The sequence below is a fragment of the Xanthobacter sp. NM-59 genome, from assembly GCF_021401125.1.
GTDB lineage: Bacteria > Pseudomonadota > Alphaproteobacteria > Rhizobiales > Xanthobacteraceae > Xanthobacter.
The window spans coordinates 221,539-237,395 of record NZ_JACBFQ010000010.1 but is presented as its reverse complement, the minus strand read 5'-3'; the positions used below and the strand labels follow the sequence as shown (position 1 = coordinate 237,395).

Sequence of the window (15,857 nt, the reverse complement as noted above, 5' to 3'; positions counted from 1 at the left end):
AAGATCCAGTCCTACAACTACGAGGCCACCAAGCTCGCCATCGCCCGCGCCGTCAAGGGTGAGCCCTCCGCAAAGGAAGCCACCGAAAAGCGCGACGCAGTCAAGCATCCCTTCCAGGCCTGAGCGACTTCGCCTCACGGCTCCAAATCTGAAGCCCGGCCTCGCGCCGGGCTTTTTTGTGCGCGGCCGCGCCGTCAGGCCGGGCTGAGGAGCACGATCAGCGCCAGCGCCGTGCTGGCGATAACGGACAGCAGGGGCACCAGGGCTTCCTCGGCATTGATGTGGGGCTTTCCCATGGCGTCATCGTCCCCCTTCCTGCCACGCATCGCGGGATGCGCGAGGGCTGTCGCTCCCGAAGCCTGCGGGCTCCTGCATCCGAAATCCTCTAAACGACTGGCCGCAGGCATTTTCTGCACGCGAGCCGATCGGCATTTTGCTAAAAAGCGCTCATAGGACGCTGACGCTGCGGGCAAAATTCCACTTTCGGCGCAGGGCAATCGCTGGCTGCTGGCCTCCGCCGCCCGTTTTTGCTTCTTGGTGACGGGATGCCGTGGGGACCATTTCGAAGGCGGCGCAGGCCAGCGAACGGGGGGAGCACCGATGGCGGCGGTCCTGATCATTCTGCTGGTGGTGCTCACGGTGGTGGCCCTGCCCACCTGGGAGTACAGCGAGCATTGGGGCTATATCCCCGGTGCCGTCGCCGGCCTCCTGCTCATCGTGGTCGCGGCGCTGACATTTGCCGGCTACCTCTGAACAAAGCCCGGAGCCGACCCTTCAGGCCGGCTCCAAGTGCTTATCTCCATGGTGTGCCGGGGCCGGGCGCCGGTCTGGATCAGGCCGTTTTTTCGATCACCCGTCCCAGCTTCTCCACCAGCTCGCCCACCTGAGCCTCGGAGATGATGAGGGGCGGCGTGACCACCAGCGTGTCGCCGGAGGTGCGGATCATGAGGCGTTCCTCGTGGAAGGCCCGTTCCAGCCCCTCGTATCCGCGCGCGCCCGGGGCCCCGTCGCGGGGGGCGAGATCCACGGCGCCGGTCAGCCCGACGGTGCGGATGTCGAGCACGCCGGGGCGGTCCCGGAGACTCATGATGGCGTCGGCCCACAGGGGCTCGATCTTGCGGGCACGGGCGAACAGGTCCTCCTGCGCATAAAGGTCGAGGGTGGCGAGCGCGGCGGCGCAGGCCAGCGGATGGGCGGAATAGGTGTAGCCGTGGAACAGCTCGATGGCGTGTTCCGGCCCCTTCATGAAGGCTTCGTAGATGCCCTTGCGCGCCAGCACGCCGCCCATGGGCACCGCGCCGGCGGTGACGCCCTTGGCGAAGGTGATGAGGTCCGGCACCACGCCGTAGCGCTCCGCGGCGAAGGCATGGCCCAGGCGGCCATAGCCGGTGATGACCTCGTCGAAGATCAGCAGGATGCCGTATTTGTCGCAGATCTCGCGCAGGCGCTGGAGATAGCCTTTTGGCGCGGGGATGACGCCGGTGGACCCGGCCATGGGCTCGACAATCACCGCGGCGATGGTGGAGGCGTCGTGCAGGCCCACGAGGCGTTCCAGCTCGTCGGCGAAATGGGCGCCGTAGCCGGGCTCGCCCTTGGTGAAGGCTTGGTGCTCGCGGTCATAGGTGGTGCGCAGATGGTCGACACCGGTGAGCATGGTGCCGAAATTGCGCCGGTTGGTGACGATGCCGCCCACCGAAATGCCGCCGAAGCCCACCCCGTGATAGGCCCGCTCGCGGCCGATGAGGCGGGTGCGCGAGGCGTTGCCGGTGACATTGTGATAGGCGAGCGCGATCTTCAGCGCCGTGTCCACCGCCTCCGATCCGGAATTGCAGAAGAAGACGTGGTCGAGGTCGCCGGGTGCCAAAGCGGCGATGCGGTTGGCCAAGGTGAAGGCGGCCGGATGGCCGAACTGGAAGGTGGGGCCGAAATCGAGCTCGGCCGCCGCCGCGCGGATGGCGGCGACGATGGGCTCGCGATTGTGCCCGGGATTGGTGCACCACAGGCCCGAGCAGCCATCCAGCACCGCGTGGCCCTCGGGGGTGAAATAATGCATGTCCTTCGCGCGGGCCACCAGCCGCGGCCGCTTCTTGAAGGCGCGGTTGGCGGTGAAGGGCATCCAGAATGCTTCGAGGTCGTTCGGCGGTACTTCGGTCACATGCGCCGTCACGGTCTCCGCAGCCATGTCGTCCAAAGCCATGATTTTCTCCTCGCGCATACGGGGCGCAGCAGCATTGCCATGTTTCGGCCGCTGCTGTCGGCAAGCTAGCAGTCTCGCCGCGTGCGAAACAGGGATCGTTCAACTTCGGAAGCTTCCCCGGAGCCGGCCCGAAACCTGCCCCTTGCACGTGCTCGGCTTCTGACGGACAAAGGGCACATGACCGAGGGGAATGCCGGCACCAACAAAGCGCTCAGCGATCCGTCGACGGCGGAGGAGCCCTTGCGCCCTGAGGGCGAGGATCCCGCCCTGCCGCCGGACGGTGACGCCGCGCCCGCCGAAACCGAGACCGATGGCCCGGAGGCCTGGGACGCGCTGGTGCGCGCCGGGCTGGAGCGGGTGCTGGCTTCGCCCGATTTGTGCACTTCGCCGCGCCTGGGCGCATTCCTGCGTTATGTGGTGGAATCCAAGCTGGCCGGGCGGGCGGACCAGATCAAGGGCTACACCATCGCGGTTGAGGCGCTGGGGCGCGCGCCCTCGTTCGATCCCCAGTCCGATCCCATTGTGCGGGTCGAGGCCACCCGCCTGCGGCGCGCCTTGCAGAACTATTACAATACAGTCGGTCTCGCTGATCCGGTCCTGATCCACATCCCCAAGGGCGGTTACGTGCCGCAGTTCGAGGACCGGCGGGTGGCCAGCGCGCCGCCGGTGGCGGACGAGGTGGAGGATGCGCCACTGCCGGCGGCCTCCCCGGTTCCGGTTGCGGCTCCGGCGGCGGTGGCTGTGCCGCCCGCGCCATCCAGCCGGCGGGCATGGCGGTTCGCGGGCTGGGCCGTGGCGGCGATTGTGCTGCTGGCTACCGGTGCCATGGTGCGGTTTGGAGGGAGTTTCGACTGGCCGGTGCAGGCTTGGTTCGGTGAGCCGCCGTCCATGGCCGATCGGGTGCGGCTGCCCATCATCGAGGTGGGGACGCTGGATGCCGCGGACGCGCATGGTCCCTCCGGCGGCGATCTGCGCAGCATGGAGGAGCGGCTGCGCGACAGCTTTGCCCAGTTCGATTTCGTGGAAGTGCGCGCGGGCAGCTCGCGCGGCGATGTCTCCGCGCGGGAGTGCGGCGGCGGGCTGCCGCGTTCCGTCTTCTCGCTAGGGGGCCTCGCGGAGGCGCGCGCGGACGGCACCTATGCCCTGATGCTCCACCTCACCGACCGGTGCGAAGGCATCATCGTCTGGTCCCATGCCATCGAGGGGCTGAAGAGCGCCGATGCCGCCGATGCCGAGCAGAGGGTGGTGCGGGAGATCGCGGCCACGCTGCTCGAGAATTACGGGGTGGTGTCGGTGCGGGCGCGCTCGCAGGTGCGGGCCCATGCGCCGTCCTCCGGCTTCGGCTGCATCGCCGAGGCGTTCGCGGTGCTGCGCAATGATGGCACCGCGCCCCCGGCCGTGCCGCGCGCCTGCCTCAGCCAGCTGGTGGAGCGAGACGGCGAATTCGCGTTGGGCCACGCGGTGCGCGCCGCCGCCATGCTGGACGACGCCATGCGCGATACGGCCCAGCTGGCCCCCGAGCGGGCCGCGCAGATGCTGCATGAGGCCGAGCTGGCGGTGGATCTGGCCCCCGGCAGCGCCTATGCCGAGCGCACCCTGGCGCTGGTGCAGCTGTTCCTCGGGGAGACCGAAGCCGCAGTGGCGTCCGGCCAAGAGGCGCTGCGGCTTAATCCGCTGGATCACGATATTGCCGCCACGGTGGGCACGGTCCTGATCGGTGCCGGGCGCGTGGAGGAGGGCGAGGCACTGCTGGTTTCGGCCCGCACCCAGGGGGCGGCGCGCTCGCCCCTTCAGGAAACCTACCTCGCCATCGCCGCCTTCCTGCGGGACGATCCGTTCGCCGCCCAGGCGCTGGTGCCGCAGCTGCGGCTGCATCCCAATCCCGGCAACCGGCTGGCCCTGGCGCTCGCCCTTCACGCCCTCGACCGCGACAGCGACGAGCGGGAGGCGGTGCGCAGCCTTGCCCATCTGGAGGGAGGTGGGCCCGAGGCGGTGCGGCGGCTGGTGCGCCATCTGCTGCCGGCTCCCGTGGTTTCGGAACGGGCCCTGAACGCGCTTGAAAGCGCGGGCCTTTCCCAGGAAGCCGCCACCGGCAAGCGCCCGCACGGTTGAGAGATGCTGAAGGCACGCCTAAATAGGGGGCGTGCGGGCAAAGATTTGTTTACGGATCACACGCCACTGTGGCCGTGATCGGCCCTGCTCCAATCGAGCCCAGATGACCGCTGCCCGACCCATCCAGAGCGTTCGCATTCTCGTCTGCGACCCTGATCCCGCCACCCGGCGCACGGTGCGGGCGGCGCTGGCGCGTCGCGATGTGCTCAATATGATCGAGGCGGAAAGCCTCGATGCTGCTTTCTCATCCCTCGCAAATTGTGACGCCGCGCTCATCTGCCTGGTGCCGGGCGAAGAGGGGGTGGTCACCCGGCTGCGCGCCGCGGGCCTCTCCGGAACGCTGGTGGTGGCGCTGGCGCAGGGTTCCGTGTCCGGCGCCGTGGCGGCGATGCGGGCGGGCGCCGACGACGTGGTGTTGAAGCCCATCAAGGTGGAGGACGTGGCGGAGCGCCTTCTGGCCGCGCCCAGCGGCCGGCCCGAGCGCCGCCGCGCGCTGCGCGAGGATCGGCGTCCCCTGGTGGCCCAGAATGGCGATTTCTGCGGCTTTCTCGGCCGTTCCGCGCCCATGGTGCAGCTCTATGAGCAGATCAACCGGGTCGCCCCCTCCCGCGCGCCCGTGTTCGTCACCGGCGAGAGCGGCACGGGCAAGGAGCTGGCGGCGAATGCCGTTCACCTGCGTTCGCCGCGGCATATGGCGCCGTTCCATGCCCTCAATTGCGGCGCCATTCCGCGCGAGCTCATGGAGAGCGAGATTTTCGGCCATGCGCGCGGCGCCTTTACCGGTGCCCATGCGGACCGGACCGGCGCCGCCGAGCTGGCGGACGGTGGCACCCTGTTCCTCGACGAGATCGGCGAAATGGACCTCGCCCTGCAGGCCAAGCTGCTGCGCTTCCTGCAGGATGGGAAGGTGCGGCGCATCGGCGAGGGGCATGAGCGGCAGGTGGATGTGCGCATCGTCTGCGCCACCAATCGCGACCCGGTGGCGGAGGTGAAGGCCGGCCGCCTGCGCGAGGACCTCTTTTACCGCCTGCACGTGCTGAACCTGCATTTGCCGCCGCTCTGCGAGCGGGGGGATGATGTGATCCGCCTCGCCGAGGCATTCCTGGCCCGCTTTGCCGGTGAGGAGGGTCGTCCCCTGCCGCGCCTCACCCCGGAGGCCGCCGATGTGCTGCGCCGGCGCCGGTGGCGGGGCAATGTCCGCGAGTTGCAGAACCTGATGCGGCGCGCGGTGGTGCTGAGCGAGGGCGTGGCGCTGCCGGCCACCCTTTTCGTGGACGACCGCATGGCCGCGATCCCCGAGCCGCCTCCGGCGGAAGTGTTGGACACCGCTGCGCCCCCGGAGCCGCACGCGGTGGAGCCTCTCGCCGTGACCGAGCGGCGGGCCATCGAGCATGCCATCGCCGCGTTCCAGGGCAATATCGCCCTGGCGGCGGCGGCGCTGGATCTCAGCCCCTCAACGCTCTACCGGAAAAAGCAGTCCTGGGAGCAGGGAGCCGCGCGGCCCAAGGCCAGCCGACGGACCTCCGGCCCCGATTGCGCCCTGGCCCGGCCCGCCGAGGCCTGAACCCGAGCGATCCTCGGCCACCAGTGGGACGAACGCGGCCGACACCCCGACTGAAGTCGCGGCGTGCCCGCGTGCAATGCCTTCAGAACCCGGCATGGAGCGTCCTGGGGCGATGGGGCGGGTCAGTCGCGTGCGGAGGCACATGGACTTGGCCAGCGGGAACACCCCCAATTCCGTGAAATGGGGAAATGCGCCGTGTCACTCAGTGAGATTGTCTATCTCTCCGAACGACCCCGCCCCTTTGCCGGAACACACCCCAAGGCCGGTTGACACCCTGCGCGCCCGGCGCGGCCTGCGCCCCCACCAACCTGTTCCTCACGCTCCTGCCCTCCGCTTTCGGGGGAGGGGCGAACCGCTGGGAGTGGGGTCAGGCACGGAGGCCAACGGCATCGCCTGGGAAGCCGCTCTGCTTCGAAGTCCATTCCTCCATGCGCAGGATCGGCGCTGGCCCCTGCCTCTCAGGCGGGAAAGGGCGCGGCGCTTTGCGCCCTGTCTCGCGAACGTTGAGCGGTCCCGGAGCGCGTCCGAGCGGAGTGGGAAACGGCGTGCGCGAAGGTAACGCGCCAAAAAGGATCGATGGCCTCAGTGCGCGCGTGAAAAACGGAAGTCGTCTAGGCCCGCTTGCGCAGGATTTTCAGGCGTCCCAGCAGCTCGGCGACCGCTTCCGGCGGCAGGTGGCGGATTTCCTGGGCCAGCAGATTGGCGAATTCGGTGGCCTCCGGGCTCAGGCCGGCCGTGTCCACGGTCACCTTCGGCTGTGACAGCTCCGCCAGCCGCTGCAGGTCTTCAGCTTCATCCCAGATCACGTTGAAATAGGCGATGATGCGCTGAACCATGCTCCAGGTGGGCCGGCCGCGCTTGCCGTTCTCCAGGGCCGAGAGATAGGTGGGGGTGACGCCGAGGGCATGGGCCATCTCGCTGAGCGTGACACCCCGCGCCGCCCTCAGATCGCGCACCCGCCGGCCGAACGGTGTCATGGGCGCGCCCTTTCCCACTGGGAGAGGGGGTGAAGGGGGCATCCGCCGCGCTGTCGCGCCCATGCCAGGTCCCTGCGGCTGGGCGTGGCGGCTTCGGGCGCGGGCGGCCAGTCGCTGTTCATTCTCAATGCCTATCGCCCCGCTCGCGTGCCTTCGCGCGAAGCTCACCTCGCGGGGCGCCGGGAACACGCGTCAATTCAACACTCTAGAGCATTTCCCCGTTACCATGAAAAGAGGAGCTGCTCCAGGTGATGAGATTGGCCTGTTGCGCGGCGGCCTCCGTAGGCCGACCCGGCGCGACCGCGTGCCGGTGGCGGCCAGGGAGGTGATCCGCACCGGCTTCCGCGCGGCGGCGCCTTACGGGGGCCGCACGGGGCGCATTGCAGGCCCGCTCCGGCCAGGGATGCGAGGCCGAAGGGCGTGTGGCTTCCGTGGCCCCCTCCGCCCGGCTGCCGCGCGCTTTCCGATCGCCACTCAATCCGCGGGGCGGCCGCTGCCAAGTCATCTGGATAGTCCTGCTGTCGCCCTCGCGCTTGCGGGACTGGCGAGGGCGGCGCTGCGTTTACATGCGGTGACCCGAAAAGGCGTATCCCAACGGGGCTTGAGCTGGCGCTCCGCACGATTGGCATTGGGCTGTGTCGGGCCCTCGCGCGCCTCGGGCCTCTCTTTTCCGCAAGCGCGGGCCCGGGCTGACAGAAGGCCGCCTTCCGCATCCCGGGCTCTCGAAGGTCGGGATGGGGCGCGCTTCCAAGTGCGGTGGGCACGGGTTCCCGTGCAGCAGGCGGGTGAAGGCAAGCGCGCCCCAAGCGACGTTCAGCGCCGGCGGCCCGCTTTATGCCCAACCGCCAAGGATGCGCCTCAGATTGCCACTCCCGCGCCCGTTTGCGGGGGAGAGGGACGCGGGCGATGCGACCCTCGCGGTGGTGAATGGCGATATTCCGGAAGGTCGTGAGCCTTGGACGCGAAGCTTCCTTGCCACCGAGGCGGGTCGCGGTTGGCACCCTCGTTCGCAAGCGGGGCAGGCCGTGTGTTCCCCACCACCGCTTGCTTCTTCAGCAATTATCGATCCCAGGGCGCGCAGCTTTCAAAGCCGCGCGCCGCTAAGCGTCACAGGCCGTTGAGGAGGCGCTCCAGATAGTCGAGCTCGATCTGCGGGCGCTCGGGCTGCTCCAGCCGGCGGCGCAATTCCTCGAGAACCCGGCGGGCGCGTTGGGCGTCCACCTCGTCGGGCACCTTCACGGTGAAATCGTCGCCATAGTCCTGGCTGCGCAGGGGGCGGCCGAGGGGGTCTGTGCGCTGGGCGCTCTCCTCGCCGGGACCGCCGGGGCCGGGCTGGCCCTGATTGCCCCGCTGGCCCTCCGCGAGCGCCTGGGCGCCCTGGCGCAGGGATTGAAGGGCGCGGCCCTCCGCATCGAGCGCAGGCTGGCCGTCCCCGCGACCGAGGGCCTCTTCAGCCTCCCGCATGGCCTGCTCGGCCCGGCCCAGGGCCTCGCCCGCCCGGTCGAGGGCCTCGGCCTGGGCCTTCTCGCCGTCGTCGCCTTCCTGAGCGCCCTCGTTGCCGCGGCCCTGCTGCTCGGACTGGCCCTGCCGGCCCTGCTGGTATTGGCGCAGCGCGTCGAGCATCTTGCCCAAGCGCTGGCGCAGCTCCTGCTGGCCCTGCTTCAGCTCGTCGAAGTTGTTCTGCTGCTCCTGCTGGCCTTGCCCTTGCTGACCCTGCCGCTGCTGGCCGCGCTCCTGCTGCTGGCCCTGCTCGCGACCCTGGCGGAAGGTGCGGTCGCGCAGGCGCTGCTGCTCGCGGATCATGCCGCCGAGCTCGTTCTGCTGCTGGCCATCCTGGCGGCCGGCCTGGCGGTTGCCGGGGCGCATGTTTTCCATCATGGCCTGGAGCTGGTCGAGAAGCTGCTGGGCGGCCTCGCGATTGCCGGAGCGGGCGAGGTTCTCGATCTGGTCCAGCATGCGCTGGATGTCCTGGGGGCGCACGATGCGGGTGTTGGGATCCAGCGGCCGCGAATCGGTGCCGCCGTCGCGACGCGCCTGGGCGGCGAGCTGCTGCATCATCTTGTCCATGGCCGCCCGCAGGTCCTGGGTGAGGCGGGCGATCTCCTCGTCGCTGGCGCCGCGCTCCAGTGCTTCGCGCAGGGCCTCCTGGGCCGCCTTCAGGGCGCGTTCCGCCTCGGTAAGGGTTCCGTCCTCGATGGCGACCGCCATCTCCCAGAGATAGTCCACAAGGGCCCGCAGATCATCGTCATTGCGGGCGTACTTGGCCTTTGCGAGGGCGGCGCGCAGGCCCAGATACTCGCTTGCCGGCGGAGCGAACTGCTCGGGAAAATCCGTGAGCGCGGTGAGCACCGCCACCAGCCGCCTGCGGTTGCGCGCGTCGAAGGCCAGGAGGCGGCGCTCGTCGATCAGCGCGCGGGCCAGCGGCTTGGTGAAGGCGCGGGAGGGCAGGCGCACCGTGCGGGTCTCGCTGAAGCCCTCATTGCCGGCCTCGTCGCGGGCGCGGAGCATAAGCTTCACCGTGGCACCGGCCCAGGGGTGGGCGAGCAGGTCCTTGCTGGTCTGGGCCGTGCCGGAGCGCCCGCCGGGCGGCAGCGAAAGCTTGACCTCCGGCTGCGGCACCAGCGGCTTGTCGGGAACGCGCGGCGCCGGCGCGCCGGGGCGCGGGAACAAAGGCGGCTCGGGCGGCAAGGGCGAGAGCAGGGCCTCGGCCTCCTTCACGCCGTAATCGTCCTCGACGCGATAGGTGAGCTGCAGGGTGTTGCGCGCGCCGGGCTGCGGCGGCTTGGCGAAGGCGATGCTGGGGGTGGTGTCGGGCACCACCTTGAAGTGCCACATCACCCGCCGCTGGTCCGGCCCGGTGAAGCTGGCGTCGCCCGTATCGCGGATGACGAAGCGCCGCTCGGCGGCCTGCCCCTGGTCGGCCGCGGTGGCGCCGGCCTTGGCGCCGCCGGGCGCAACCTCCTCGGGCGTGATGCCGTCGTCCAGCTTCAGGGCGGAGACGTCCACGCCGGCCCCGCGCACCACCAGCACGCTGCCCGCCGGCACCTGGAGGGCGGCGGCGTTCAGGGTGGTGGGGTCGTCCCAGCGCAGGCCGGGCAGCACCACGGGCGGGCGGCCCGTATACGTGGGCGGATCCACCCAGGCGTCGAGCCGGAACGGCGTCGGCGGGGTCAAAGCATGCCAGTCGAAGGCGGCACGGATGCGGGAGAGGTGCTCCCCCGGCGCCATGAATACGGTGGCGAACAGCGCCAGCAGCGCCAGGGCACGCAGCGCATAAGGGTCGCGCCGGGCCAGGCCGGGGGCCGGCAGGCCGGCGCGCAGCCGCTCTGCCGCCGCCATGGCGCGGGCGAGGTGGGCGCGCCACAGCACCGCGCCCACCGGATCGTCCGGCCGGGTGGCGAGGCTGTCGGAAAGGGCGGTGGCGGGCCGGTGGGCCAGGGCGCTGTGGGTGTCGAGGCGTGCCAACGCCTCCCCGTCATCGGGGCGCTTCAGGCGCGCCAGGGGCAGCGCGGCGGCGGCGAACAGCACCACGAACACGCCGAGGCCGACCATGCGCCCGAGCGCCGGCAGCTCTTGCCACAGGCCGGCGAAGGAGAGGGCGAGAAACAGGGCGCCCACCGCCAGCATGGCGGCGAGACCGGGCCATACGCGCTCCCACAGCAGGGTGAGGCGCGCACGCCGCAGGGCGCGCGCCAGCAGCAGGCGGGCGGCTTCCGCCTTCGCCGCGCCGGGCGCAAGCTTCTGGTCTTCTTCAGCGCCGTCCTGGGACCGCTTTGCCGGGCTCACGCCAACTCCTCATCCAGGGCCGGGGCCCGTCATAAAACCCATGGAGCTTATCACGCCGCACCGCGTGCACCAGCGCCCGCCGTCTTCACATCCCCCGGCGTTCCCGCCCCGATCCGTCGGCGGCGCCAGGGGGCGGCTGAAACCTGCCCGGAGGCTCTCCCCAGCGCTGGGACATCGTGCTGTCTCGACGCGGACCGCGCCGACGGCGTCACGGGCGGGGTTCTGAATTGGCGCGTCACTCGGTAGAGGTTGGGGCGGCCGCCGACTGTGATGGGAACGCAGCGTCGGCCGCCCGTCCGATCTCGTCCGGCGAGAGCCCGAGCGCCAGCAGCGTCTCGCACATATGCGGCGGCAACGGGGCGCTGACCGCCACGGGCGGCCCCTTCTTGGCGAGCGGCACCACGATGCGGCGCGAGTGCAGATGCAGTTTCGGCCCGCCCGGAAGGCGCGAGGCACCGCCATAGATGGCATCGCCCAGGATGGGCGCGCCCAGGTGGGAGAGGTGGGCACGCAGCTGGTGGGTGCGCCCCGTCACCGGCGACAGGGCGAGCACGCAGAGCCCCTCGCCGCGATGGAGCACGCGATAATCGGTGATCGCCTCCTGCGCCCCCGGCGCGCCCTTGGGCACCGCCTGCATCCACCATCCGCGATGGGGCGAGCGCTTGGCAAGCGGCTGGTCGATGCGGCCGGTATCATTGGCCGGACCGCCGCGCGTGACGGCCACATAGGTCTTGTCCACCTGCCCCTGGGCGAACAATTTGCCCAGCAGGGCCAGCGCCTTGGCGTGGCGGCCCAGCACCAGGCAGCCGGAGGTGTCCTTGTCCAGCCGGTGCGCGAGCTCGGGCCGCTTGGGCAGGCCGAAGCGCAGCGCGTCCAGGTGATCGGACAGAGTTTCTCCGCCCTTGGGCCCCGCATGCACCGGCAGGCCGAACGGCTTGTCGATGATGAGCATCATGCCGTCCCGGTGGAGGACGGGCAGGGCCGGCGGCTCAGAGGCGTGCGGCGCGGCTTCGGGCGAGGGCGTCATTGTGCAGCTCGGCGGCGGAAGGTGAGAAGCAGCAGAACACGATACGGGCGACGGAGGTGGCGCTTTCCAGATGGTCCAGAACGGCTGCCACCGCCAGCGGCGCCGCCCGTTCCGGCGGGAAGCCGTAAACCCCGGTGGAAATCGCTGGAAACGCAACGGATTCCAGTCCCTCGCCGGCGGCCAAAGCGAGGCTTTCGCGATAGCAGGAGGCCAGGAGCGCATCCTCTCCCGCGCCGCCGCCGTGCCAGACGGGCCCCACGGTGTGGATGACGCGCCGTGCCGGCAAGGCGAAGCCGGGGCTGATGCGCGCCTCGCCCGTGGGGCAGCCGCCCAGGGTGCGGCAATAGGCCAGAAGCTGCGGGCCTGCCGCCCGATGGATGGCGCCATCCACGCCGCCGCCGCCCAGCAGGGAGGAGTTGGCGGCATTCACGATGGCGTCGAGGTCAAGGCGGGTGATGTCGCCCACCTCCACCTCGATGCGCGCGCCGCGCCAGCCGAATGCGGAGGAAGCGGATGAGGCCGCAGGAAACATCGGGTCAGGCTCCCAAGGGGCGGAGTGTCTTACGCGTTTCACACTCCGTGGCATAGCCATTCAGGCCCTTTTTGCAGACTTCAAGGCACTTTATCATGGCGCATACGCGGAAAATGGAACGGCAGCTCCTCACCGATGCGGAGATGGAGTTCGTGGCCAAGGCCCGCCACCCCGTCCTGTCGGAGCTGGCCGACGCGGATCTTCACGCCCTTGTCGGTCATCTGCGGAGCCACCGCGAGCGGGCGCTGACCATTGCCAACAACCAGCGCCGGGCCCTGCGCGGCAAAGGCGGTCGCGGCGAGGTGACCTTCGAGAAGGCCGATTCGGGCAATCGCCAGAAGGCGTCCGTGCTCACCGACGCGCTAACCCGCGCCCGCCGCGAGGTGACCCGCCGCCAGGCCGAGGCCGCGCGCGCGGAGCTGATGGTCAATGCCCACCGAGCCTTGGAGTTGAAGCGGGATGCCAAGCGCGCCACCCGCCCCGCCACCCTGCCGCGCGGCAATTCCGGCATGACTAGCAAGGCCAAGCAGCGCCTCGACCGCATCGGCTCCCCGGCGGGCGAGGCCGGGCGGGTGACCAAGTTCGTGGCCACGGCGCAGGCGAAGAAGGATTCGCGCGGCGCCTGAGCGGCCAACGGCGGCGGATCCCGGCGAACGCGCGGGATTTTGCGTCTGAGGATTGATCGGCATTTGAGAGCATCGGTCCGCTGAGGCGGCATCCCTCTCCCGCGCGCGGGGGAGGGAGCTTCCGATAACCCGGACGTCTCCGCCTTGAACGCGCGGTGGTTCTTCGGGGCCCTCTCTTCCGCCGGCCTGCGTTCACCTTCCTGGTGCCGTGCTCACCACGCCGTCTGGCCCCGCCGCAAGCGGGAGCGGGAGCCGCCCCGTGGCTGTGCTCCATGGTGGCACGTCATGGCGGCGTCTTATGGCCCTGGCGCTCAGTCGTCCGCGAGTTCCAGTTTGAGATCCAGGGTGGAACGGCGGCCGAGATCGTCGAAATGGGTGTCGAGGAAGATTTCAGCGGAGGCACGGCCCAGATCGCGCAGATGCTGCAGGAAGTGCCATTCCGCATTGAGCTTGGACGTGGCGTCGAGGGTCGCGAGCTGGTCTTCCCCGCCGATGCGGTGCAGCCGCACCCGGCGGAAGCTGGAGCCGCCCAGAGTCCAGCGGCTGATGAGCCCCTGGTCGATCAGCTTGCTGGCGTGGTCGATGGCGCGCAGCTGGGCCAGGAGCGAGGCGTTGAAGGTGATCTCGTTGATGCGGTTGTGAATTTCCGAGGCCGTGCGGGGCGTGGTCTTGCGCGCGACCGGATTGATCTGCACCAGCAGGATGTCGTCCGCGTCGGCCTTCTCATAGAGGGGGAAGAGCGGCGGATTACCCATGTAGCCGCCGTCCCAATAGGGCACGCCCTCGATCTCCACCGCCTGGAACATGAAGGGCAGGCAGGCGGAGGCCATCACCGCGTCGGCGGTCATCTCGTCATGGCCGAAGATGCGGGCGCGGCCGGTGTGCACATTGGTGGCGGAGATGAACACCTTCACCTGCGAGCGCCGCAGCGCCTCGAAGTCCACATGCGCCTCGATGATCTCGCGCAGGGGATTGATGTTCAGCGGATTGAAGTCATAGGGCGAGAAGAAGCGCGAGGCCACTTCCAGCGCCAGATAGGTGGGGTTGTTGGCCAGCGACCAGTTGCCCATGAGCCGGTCGAAGGCGGTGCGCTGGAGCGGCGACATGCGCCCATCGCGCGAGACATCGCGCCAGAATTGGGTGAGCCCGTGGCGGGCCTCCTCCGGATCATTCTTGGCGAGGCCGTTGGCGAGCACCACCGCATTCATGGCGCCGGCCGAGGTCCCGGAAATGCCGGCGATGGTGATGCGCTCGTCCTGCAAGATCCGGTCGAGCACGCCCCAGGTGAAGGCGCCGTGGGCGCCTCCCCCCTGGAGCGCGAGCGAAAGAATCTTCTTTTCGCCGTCGCGACGGGCCATTCGTGACCGCCTCCTCAGCATGAGGTCGTCTCAGACCCGGCCAAAGACCGCACCCCAACCCGTCGCGGCCGGATCACTCCGCGACCCAGCCGCCGTCGATCTGCTGCATGGAGCCGGTGATGGAGCGGGCGTTGTCGGACGCCAGGAACACCGCCAAAGCGGCCACTTCCTCGACCGTCACGAATTCCTTCGTGGGCTGGGCGGCCAGGAGCACTTCCTTCTTCACCTGCTCTTCGGTCATGCCGCGGGCCTTGGCGGTATCGGGAATCTGCTTCTCGACCAGGGGGGTCCAGACGTAGCCGGGGCAGATGGCGTTCACGGTGATGCCGAACTGCGCCGTTTCCAGGGCAGCGGTCTTGGTCAGGCCGGCAATGCCGTGCTTGGCCGAAACGTAAGCGGACTTGAAGGGCGAGGCCACCAGCGCGTGGGCGGAGGCGGTGTTGATGATGCGGCCCCACTTGCGCGCCTTCATGCCGGGAATGGCCGCGCGCATGGCGAAGAAGGCCGCCGACAGGTTGATGGCGATGATCATGTTCCACTTGTCGATGGGGAACTCCTCGATCGGCGCCACATGCTGGATGCCAGCATTGTTCACGAGGATGTCGCAGGAGCCGAGCTCGGTCTCGGCCAGCTTGATCATGCCCTCGATCTCTTCAGGCTTCAGCATGTTGGCCGGGGAATACAGGCACTTCACGCCGAATTCGGTCTCGATCTTGGAGCGCTCGGTCTCGATGGCGGCGGCGTCACCCAGGCCGTTGATCACGATGTTGGCGCCTTCCTTGGCGAAGGCGCGCGCATAAGCGAGCCCGATGCCGCTGGTGGAACCGGTAACGACGGCGACCTTCCCTTTGATCATGGCTTTTCCCCAATGAGGCGCGGGTGATGCGGCGCGAGCGCCCATCTCCCTCTAGCGGGCGGGTGTGACGATGCTGTCACGACACGGCGACTTCCCGGAGGCCGCCGCGCGCGCAGATTGCCCCGCCCGCCGCGGCGGCGCAATCCGCCCGCAGGCTATCCGAGTAGGGGCGCCGTGTCCCATGGTTAAAGCCGGGCGATGGCGAAACGGCACCTGATGCACTAGATTTGCGGTCGTGAGCCACGAACACAGCCATATGCCGCCGCAGGACCCGGCGGACGATCACGATCACGCGCAATGCGTCGCCGGTGCGGTGGCGCGCATGGAGGCGTGCTGCGCCGGCAAGGGGCTGCGGCTCACGGCCCTGCGCCGCAATGTGATGCGGGCGCTCGCCGCCAGCCACACACCGCTCGGTGCCTATGACATCGTGGAGCGGCTGGCCGCGTCCGGCGAGGGCGCGCCGCCCATGTCGGTCTATCGCGCACTCGATTTCCTGGTGGCGGAAGGGCTGGCCCACCGCATCGAGAGCCGCAACGCCTTCCTCGCCTGCGCCCATCCCCATGAGGCGGAAGAGGTGGTGGTGTTCCTCATCTGCGAGCGCTGCGGGCTGACGCGGGAGGTTGGCTCCCACGCGGTGGGGCGGGACCTCGCCTGGGCGGCCCGCGCCGCCGGCTTCACGCCACGCCAGCGAGTGCTGGAGGTGGCCGGCCTGTGTGCCCGCTGCCGCGAAAGCGAGCCGGGCGGCGACAGCGTCGCGGCTCCCGCCGCCGCCGGTTGACGCTGGGCGGCGGTGGGCCTACCTCGATTACAGCCGATGGCCCG

13 protein-coding genes are annotated in these 15,857 nt (G+C 69.7%); 6 read left to right on the top strand and 7 right to left on the bottom strand.

All coding sequences use genetic code 11. The features are described 5' to 3' along the window. The first annotated feature begins 3 nt into the window (after window positions 1-3). Complete coding sequence (locus tag L0966_RS17675) at window positions 4-123, top strand: formaldehyde-activating enzyme (RefSeq protein WP_370640761.1); 120 nt, start codon at window positions 4-6, stop codon at window positions 121-123. A gap of 477 nt (window positions 124-600) precedes the next feature. Continuing rightward, window positions 601-753, top strand: coding sequence for a DUF3309 family protein (locus L0966_RS17670; protein ID WP_234053283.1), 153 nt, complete (start codon window positions 601-603; stop codon window positions 751-753). A 79-nt stretch (window positions 754-832) separates the two neighbouring features. Here L0966_RS17670 and L0966_RS17665 read toward each other — a convergent pair whose 3' ends face one another. Next, window positions 833-2,197 carry an aspartate aminotransferase family protein gene (locus L0966_RS17665; RefSeq protein ID WP_234053282.1) on the bottom strand — a complete coding sequence of 455 codons (1,365 nt, stop codon included), beginning with the start codon at window positions 2,195-2,197 and terminating at the stop codon, window positions 833-835. 177 nt (window positions 2,198-2,374) lie between these two features. Here L0966_RS17665 and L0966_RS22390 point away from each other — a divergent pair, with 177 nt between their 5' ends. Together L0966_RS22390 and L0966_RS17655 are read left to right on the top strand one after the other, a co-directional pair. After that, window positions 2,375-4,309, top strand: a complete 1,935-nt coding sequence (locus tag L0966_RS22390) for a M48 family metallopeptidase (RefSeq protein WP_304945427.1) — start codon at window positions 2,375-2,377, stop codon at window positions 4,307-4,309. A gap of 103 nt (window positions 4,310-4,412) precedes the next feature. After that, window positions 4,413-5,873, top strand: a complete 1,461-nt coding sequence (locus L0966_RS17655; protein ID WP_234053281.1) for a sigma-54 dependent transcriptional regulator — start codon at window positions 4,413-4,415, stop codon at window positions 5,871-5,873. A gap of 611 nt (window positions 5,874-6,484) precedes the next feature. Here L0966_RS17655 and L0966_RS17650 read toward each other — a convergent pair. From L0966_RS17650 to L0966_RS17635, 4 genes are all read right to left on the bottom strand, one after another. Further along, the gene (locus L0966_RS17650; RefSeq protein ID WP_234053280.1) at window positions 6,485-6,850 is read right to left on the bottom strand and encodes a helix-turn-helix domain-containing protein; all 366 of its coding nucleotides are present in this window, start codon (window positions 6,848-6,850) and stop codon (window positions 6,485-6,487) included. Between the two features lie 1,107 nt (window positions 6,851-7,957). Beyond that, complete coding sequence (locus tag L0966_RS17645) at window positions 7,958-10,636, bottom strand: TIGR02302 family protein (RefSeq protein ID WP_234053279.1); 2,679 nt, start codon at window positions 10,634-10,636, stop codon at window positions 7,958-7,960. Window positions 10,637-10,871: 235 nt separating this feature from the next. After that, window positions 10,872-11,663: an RluA family pseudouridine synthase gene (locus L0966_RS17640; RefSeq protein WP_234053278.1), complete on the bottom strand. Its 792-nt coding sequence runs from the start codon at window positions 11,661-11,663 to the stop codon at window positions 10,872-10,874. Beyond that, complete coding sequence (locus L0966_RS17635) at window positions 11,626-12,195, bottom strand: O-acetyl-ADP-ribose deacetylase (protein WP_234053277.1); 570 nt, start codon at window positions 12,193-12,195, stop codon at window positions 11,626-11,628. Before L0966_RS17635 ends, L0966_RS17640 begins: the two co-directional genes overlap by 38 nt. A gap of 95 nt (window positions 12,196-12,290) precedes the next feature. Here L0966_RS17635 and L0966_RS17630 point away from each other — a divergent pair, with 95 nt between their 5' ends. Next, window positions 12,291-12,821, top strand: coding sequence for a hypothetical protein (locus tag L0966_RS17630; protein WP_234053276.1), 531 nt, complete (start codon window positions 12,291-12,293; stop codon window positions 12,819-12,821). Window positions 12,822-13,132: 311 nt separating this feature from the next. On the opposite strand, the gene L0966_RS17625 is transcribed toward L0966_RS17630, so the two are convergent. Beyond that, window positions 13,133-14,179 carry a patatin-like phospholipase family protein gene (locus L0966_RS17625; protein WP_234053275.1) on the bottom strand — a complete coding sequence of 349 codons (1,047 nt, stop codon included), beginning with the start codon at window positions 14,177-14,179 and terminating at the stop codon, window positions 13,133-13,135. A gap of 73 nt (window positions 14,180-14,252) precedes the next feature. Beyond that, the gene (locus tag L0966_RS17620) at window positions 14,253-15,035 is read right to left on the bottom strand and encodes a 3-hydroxybutyrate dehydrogenase (protein ID WP_234053274.1); all 783 of its coding nucleotides are present in this window, start codon (window positions 15,033-15,035) and stop codon (window positions 14,253-14,255) included. Between the two features lie 256 nt (window positions 15,036-15,291). On the opposite strand from L0966_RS17620, the gene L0966_RS17615 reads away from it, so the two are divergent. Beyond that, the gene (locus L0966_RS17615; RefSeq protein ID WP_234053295.1) at window positions 15,292-15,813 is read left to right on the top strand and encodes a Fur family transcriptional regulator; all 522 of its coding nucleotides are present in this window, start codon (window positions 15,292-15,294) and stop codon (window positions 15,811-15,813) included. The last annotated feature ends 44 nt before the right edge of the window (window positions 15,814-15,857 follow it).

What these genes read in the sequence shown, in the direction of transcription:
- L0966_RS17665 (WP_234053282.1), bottom strand. Translation starts at nt 2,197, where the DNA reads ATGGCTTTGGACGACATGGCTGCGGAGACCGTGACGGCGCATGTGACC.
- L0966_RS17625 (WP_234053275.1), bottom strand. Translation starts at nt 14,179, where the DNA reads ATGGCCCGTCGCGACGGCGAAAAGAAGATTCTTTCGCTCGCGCTCCAG.
- L0966_RS17650 (WP_234053280.1), bottom strand. Translation starts at nt 6,850, where the DNA reads ATGACACCGTTCGGCCGGCGGGTGCGCGATCTGAGGGCGGCGCGGGGT.
- L0966_RS22390 (WP_304945427.1), top strand. Translation starts at nt 2,375, where the DNA reads ATGACCGAGGGGAATGCCGGCACCAACAAAGCGCTCAGCGATCCGTCG.
- L0966_RS17620 (WP_234053274.1), bottom strand. Translation starts at nt 15,035, where the DNA reads ATGATCAAAGGGAAGGTCGCCGTCGTTACCGGTTCCACCAGCGGCATC.
- L0966_RS17670 (WP_234053283.1), top strand. Translation starts at nt 601, where the DNA reads ATGGCGGCGGTCCTGATCATTCTGCTGGTGGTGCTCACGGTGGTGGCC.
- L0966_RS17630 (WP_234053276.1), top strand. Translation starts at nt 12,291, where the DNA reads ATGGCGCATACGCGGAAAATGGAACGGCAGCTCCTCACCGATGCGGAG.
- L0966_RS17655 (WP_234053281.1), top strand. Translation starts at nt 4,413, where the DNA reads ATGACCGCTGCCCGACCCATCCAGAGCGTTCGCATTCTCGTCTGCGAC.
- L0966_RS17635 (WP_234053277.1), bottom strand. Translation starts at nt 12,195, where the DNA reads ATGTTTCCTGCGGCCTCATCCGCTTCCTCCGCATTCGGCTGGCGCGGC.
- L0966_RS17615 (WP_234053295.1), top strand. Translation starts at nt 15,292, where the DNA reads ATGCCGCCGCAGGACCCGGCGGACGATCACGATCACGCGCAATGCGTC.
- L0966_RS17640 (WP_234053278.1), bottom strand. Translation starts at nt 11,663, where the DNA reads ATGACGCCCTCGCCCGAAGCCGCGCCGCACGCCTCTGAGCCGCCGGCC.